This window comes from Microbacterium sp. (assembly GCF_051953575.1).
GTDB lineage: Bacteria > Actinomycetota > Actinomycetes > Actinomycetales > Microbacteriaceae > Microbacterium.
Genome location: NZ_JBQCIP010000104.1, coordinates 1 through 4655, shown reverse-complemented (window position 1 = coordinate 4655; position 4655 = coordinate 1). Strand labels below are relative to the sequence as shown.

The 4655-nt window shown below is 69.6% G+C and carries 7 protein-coding genes; 4 read left to right on the top strand and 3 right to left on the bottom strand.

Annotation, left to right across the window (positions count from 1 at the left end):
- The coding region (locus ACTHNQ_RS07000) for an ABC transporter ATP-binding protein (protein WP_440332299.1) at window positions 1–762 on the top strand (762 nt) is incomplete at its 5' end.
- A 99-nt stretch (window positions 763–861) separates the two neighbouring features.
- Window positions 862–1119 carry a type B 50S ribosomal protein L31 gene (locus ACTHNQ_RS06995; RefSeq protein WP_018170680.1) on the top strand — a complete coding sequence of 86 codons (258 nt, stop codon included), beginning with the start codon at window positions 862–864 and terminating at the stop codon, window positions 1117–1119.
- A gap of 57 nt (window positions 1120–1176) precedes the next feature.
- Here ACTHNQ_RS06995 and ACTHNQ_RS06990 read toward each other — a convergent pair whose 3' ends face one another.
- Window positions 1177–1908 carry a 3'-5' exonuclease gene (locus ACTHNQ_RS06990; protein ID WP_440332297.1) on the bottom strand — a complete coding sequence of 244 codons (732 nt, stop codon included), beginning with the start codon at window positions 1906–1908 and terminating at the stop codon, window positions 1177–1179.
- 64 nt (window positions 1909–1972) lie between these two features.
- On the opposite strand from ACTHNQ_RS06990, the gene ACTHNQ_RS06985 reads away from it, so the two are divergent.
- Window positions 1973–2872 carry an alpha/beta fold hydrolase gene (locus tag ACTHNQ_RS06985; RefSeq protein WP_440332296.1) on the top strand — a complete coding sequence of 300 codons (900 nt, stop codon included), beginning with the start codon at window positions 1973–1975 and terminating at the stop codon, window positions 2870–2872.
- Here ACTHNQ_RS06985 and ACTHNQ_RS06980 read toward each other — a convergent pair.
- Window positions 2832–3386: a CGNR zinc finger domain-containing protein gene (locus ACTHNQ_RS06980; RefSeq protein ID WP_440332294.1), complete on the bottom strand. Its 555-nt coding sequence runs from the start codon at window positions 3384–3386 to the stop codon at window positions 2832–2834. The genes ACTHNQ_RS06985 and ACTHNQ_RS06980 overlap by 41 nt on opposite strands.
- A gap of 74 nt (window positions 3387–3460) precedes the next feature.
- Here ACTHNQ_RS06980 and ACTHNQ_RS06975 point away from each other — a divergent pair, with 74 nt between their 5' ends.
- A complete protein-coding gene (locus ACTHNQ_RS06975) occupies window positions 3461–4471 on the top strand; it encodes an EamA family transporter (protein WP_440332292.1) in 1011 nt (336 codons plus the stop codon).
- On the opposite strand, the gene ACTHNQ_RS06970 is transcribed toward ACTHNQ_RS06975, so the two are convergent.
- Window positions 4443–4655 (bottom strand): Lrp/AsnC ligand binding domain-containing protein (locus ACTHNQ_RS06970; RefSeq protein WP_440332290.1); only part of this gene is annotated, 213 nt, incomplete at its 5' end. The genes ACTHNQ_RS06975 and ACTHNQ_RS06970 overlap by 29 nt on opposite strands.

Below are 4655 nucleotides of genomic sequence, written 5' to 3'. Positions count from 1 at the left end.
GACGTCGTCGTCCGCCGAAACGCACGCAACATCGTCGATCACCTGGACTGGACCATCAACGACGACGAGCGCTGGGTGGTGCTCGGCCCGAACGGCGCCGGCAAGACGACCGTCCTGCAGATGGCCGACACGCTGCTGCATCCCACCTCGGGAGTGGTCACGATCCTGGGCGAGCGACTCGGGCGCACCGACGTGTTCGAGCTGCGCCCCCGCATCGGCTTCGCCTCGTCGGCGATGGCGCGCCGCGTGCCGCCGGAAGAGACCGTGCTCAACGTCGTGCTCACCGCGGCGTACTCGGTGCTCGGCCGCTGGCGCGAGGACTACGAGGACATCGACGAGCGCCGCGCTCTGCGGGTGCTCGCCGAGTGGAAGCTCGACCACCTCGCCGACCGCACGTTCGGCACTCTGTCGGACGGCGAGCAGAAGAGGGTCCAGATCGCTCGCGCGGTCATGACCGACCCCGAGCTGCTGCTGCTCGACGAGCCGACAGCGAGCCTCGACCTCGGCGCCCGCGAAGAGCTGCTCATCCTGCTCGGCGGCTACGCCTCCGCGCCCACGACCCCGGCGATGATCATGGTCACCCACCATGTGGAAGAGATCCCGGTCGGATTCACGCACGTCCTGCTGCTCCGCGACGGCAAGGCGGTGGCATCCGGACCCCTCCACGAGACGCTCACCGGCGACGCGCTCACCGAGACCTTCGGTGTGCCGATCCGGCTCACCGAGGACGGCGGACGCTACGCGGCACGGGCAGCGCACTGACCCTGGTAGACTTGATCCTTGGTGCGTGCACAGGTGTGCCCGCGCTCAAGACTTTGACCGCCCTGGCAAAATCCAGGGCACCATCCTCAAAGGACCATCATGAAGACTGACATCCACCCGGACTACCAGGCCGTCGTGTTCCGTGACCTCGGCTCGGGCGAGACCTTCCTCACCCGCTCGACGGTGACCAGCGACAAGACGATCGAGCTCGACGGCGTCGAGTACCCCGTCATCGACGTCGAGATCTCGTCGGCCTCGCACCCGTTCTACACGGGCAAGCAGCGCATCATGGACTCGGCCGGTCGTGTCGAGAAGTTCAACCAGCGCTTCAAGAACTTCGGCGGCGCTTCCAAGTAAGCCCCGTCCGCACAGAAGGCCCCGCACGTCGTGCGGGGCCTTCTGCGTTGCGCCGCATCAGCGGATCGGCCAGCGTCCGTCGAGCCGGTCGTCGGGGTCGAGTCGGCCGATCTGGATGAAGTAGTCGGTGAGACTCGCGGCCTGTGCCCTCGCCCAGGCGACCTGGCGGGTGTGGAGTTCGTCGGCGGTCTCGGGGAGCCACGGTGCGAAGCGCTCGGCGAGCGCCTGCGCCACCCGCCCCGCCGCCACCGCATCGGCCGATGCCTCGTGCGCGGCGTCCAGTCTCACGGCGTAGTGGGCGGCGACCACCTCGAGGGTGCGCTTGCCCTTGCGCCAGCGGTCGTACGCCTTGTCGACCACGAGCGGGTCGATGACCGGCGACGGGTTCTCGATCGGCGCGATGCCGTGCCGCAGCGACTCGTACTTGAGCAGCGAGAAGTCGAAGGGCGCGTTGTAGGCGACCACGGGGATGCCGGCATCGAGCAGTCCGCGGACCGCCTCGACGGTCTCGGAGACCACCTCGCGGGCGGGGCGTCCTTGGGCGCGCGCGTGCGCGGTGGTGATGCCGTGGATCGCACTCGCGCCCTCGGGGATCTCGATCCCCGGGTCGGCCAGCCAATCGCGCGCCCGCAGCGCACGGCCCGACGCGTCCAGAAGGCCGACGTGTGCCGTGACGATCCGGTCGTTCGTGACGTCGACCCCCGTGGTCTCGAGGTCGAACACCCCCACGAGGCTCACCCAGTCCGGCACGTCCCACAACGACAGCTGGTCGGCGCGGGAGGTGCTCATGCCTTTCACGGTATGAGCAGGCACCGACATCGGCGTGACGACGCACCGAACGTAGACTCGACCCGTGACCGCGCCCAACCCGTATGCCGCCCTGCTCGACGAGATCCCGGTCGAGCGGCACGAGGTCGACGTGCTCGGGGGCACGACCGCGTACTGGGAGTACGGCCCCGCCGACGCGGAGAGCACGATCGTGGCGGTGCACGGCTTCCGCGGCGAGCACCACGGTCTAGAGCCCGTGGTCGCGCACCTTCCGGACGTGCGGGTCATCTCGCCCGACCTGCCCGGATTCGGCGAGACCGCCCCTGTTCCCGGGCGCACGCACGACCTCGACCTGTATGCCGAGTGGCTCGACGCCTTCGTGGGCGCGGTGGCGCCGGGCGCAGTCATCCTCGGCCACTCGTTCGGATCGATCGTCGTCTCGGCCGCGGTGGCGCGCGGTCTGCCGACACCGCGCGTGATCCTCGTGAACCCGATCGGCGCCCCTGCGCTGGAGGGCCCGCGGGGCATCCTGACCCGGCTGGCGGTGTTCTACTACTGGGCGGGCGCGAAGCTGCCCAAGGGCCTCGGGGAGGCCCTGCTGCGCAACGGGCTCATCGTGCGGGTGATGAGCGTCTCGATGGCCAAGACCAAGGACCCCGGCATCCGTCGATTCGTCCACGACCAGCACGACACGTACTTCTCACGGTTCGCCGATCGCGACGTGCTGCACGATGCGTTCGTGGCGTCGGTGTCGCACGACGTGCGCGAGGCGGCGCCGCGCATCTCCCAGCCGACGCTGCTGGTGGCAGCGCAGCGCGACGACATCACGCCCATCGAGGCCGAGCGGCGGCTGGCGACGATGTTCCCGGATGCCGAGCTGGTCGAGATCCCCGACGTCGGGCACCTGATCCACTACGAGACGCCGGCGGCTGCCGCCGACGCGATCACGCGCTTTCTCGCGCCTTCCGCCGCCGATACGCGTTGACGTTCATGCGATTGCCGCAGTTGCCCGAATCGCAGTAGCGCTTCGAGCCGTTCTTCGAGTAGTCGACGTACACGCCCTCGCAGTCGTCGGCGGAGCAGATGCGCACCCGGTCGTACTCGTCGGCGCGGATGACGTCGACGAACGCCATCGCCGCCTCGACGAGGATGCGGGTCGCAAGGGGCGCGTCGTCGCTCGTGGCGTGCACGTGCCAGTCGAACCCGTCGTGGATCACGAGCCGGGGGAGAGCGTGCCCGTCGCGGAGCAGTCCGTTCACGAGGGGCACGGCGGCCTCGCGGTCGACCTCCCACAGCCGGCGCAGCCGCGGGCGGATCGCACGGATGGCCTCGAGCTCGCTCACGTCCCGTCGGATCAGGCCGGTGTAGGGGTTCACCCGGAGGTATTCGTCGAACTCCTCGAGGGTCGTCAGGGTGTCTTCGTCGTCGTATCCGGGCATCGTGTTGACGAGGTACGCGGCGGCGCGCAGGCTCTGTTGCGTGTCATGAATGAAAACCACGTTGACTCCTGACAGCCGGATCGCTACTGTCACCAGTGTAAGCAGTTTTCACCCCTGACAGTCGGATGCCGCCCATGACCGCCTCCACCGCGTCCGTCCCCGTCGTCGCACACGGATCCGCTTCGGCGCACGCGGCACGGGTGCGCACCACGGGACTGATCATGGGAGTGGCATCGGCCCTCGCGTTCTCCTCCAGCGGACCGTTCGTGAAGCCGCTCCTCGAGGCCGGCTGGTCGCTGGGCGCCGCCCTCCTCGTGCGCATGGGGGTGGCGGGGCTCATCCTGTCGCCTGCGCTGTTCCGCGCCATGCGGCGCCAGCGCGGCTTCCTGCGTCGCCACTACAAGCTGATCGTCGGGTTCGGGCTCATGCCCGTGCTCGGGTGCCAGTTGTTCTTCTTCTCTGCGATGCAGCGGATGCCGGTGGCCGTGGCACTCCTGATCCAGTACCTCGCGCCGGTGATGCTGGTCGGGTTCGTGTGGATCCGCACCCGCAAGGCGCCCTCGGCGCTCGTGCTGTGGGGCTCCGCCGTCGCGATGGTCGGCCTGGTGCTGGTCGTCGACATCTCGGGCGCCTCGTTCGACCTGCTGGGCACGCTCCTCGCGCTGGCCGCCGCCGTGTGCGTGTGCGCCTACTTCGTGATCTCCGAGCGCGCGGGTGACGATCTGCCGCCCCTCGCCCTCGCCGCGAGCGGCCTGCTGACCGGAGCCGTGGTGATAGGGGTGCTGTGCCTCACGGGGATCATGCCCTTCCAGGCTCCCGCGGTGACGGTGATGCTCGCCGGGACGGAAGTGCCCTGGTGGATGCCGCTCCTCTGGGTGGCCGCGGTCGCCACGACGCTCGGCTATGCGCTGGGGGTCATGGCCGTGCCCCGCATCGGCTCGCGGGTGGCGTCGTTCGTCGGGCTGTCGGAGGTGCTGTTCGCCCTCATGTTCGCCTGGATCTTCCTCGCCGAGGTCCCCGCGCCCATCCAGTTCGCGGGCGGTGCGCTCATCCTCGTCGGCGTGGTGCTGGTGCGCGCGGACGCCTCCTCGACCGGGACCCCGAAGGGGATGGCGGCTACGACTCCCGTCGTGCCAGCTCCATGAGCGGCGTGACGCGGTGGGCGATGACCTCGCCCATCACGAGCGACGTCTCGGTGCGCTCGACGCCCTCGATGGCGAGGATGCGCGCGTCGGTGTCGAACAGGTGCTGCGTGTCGCGGCACGCCACGCGCACCAGCAGATCGACCTGACCCGACAGGCCGTGCGCCTGCACGACCTCGGGCACCCG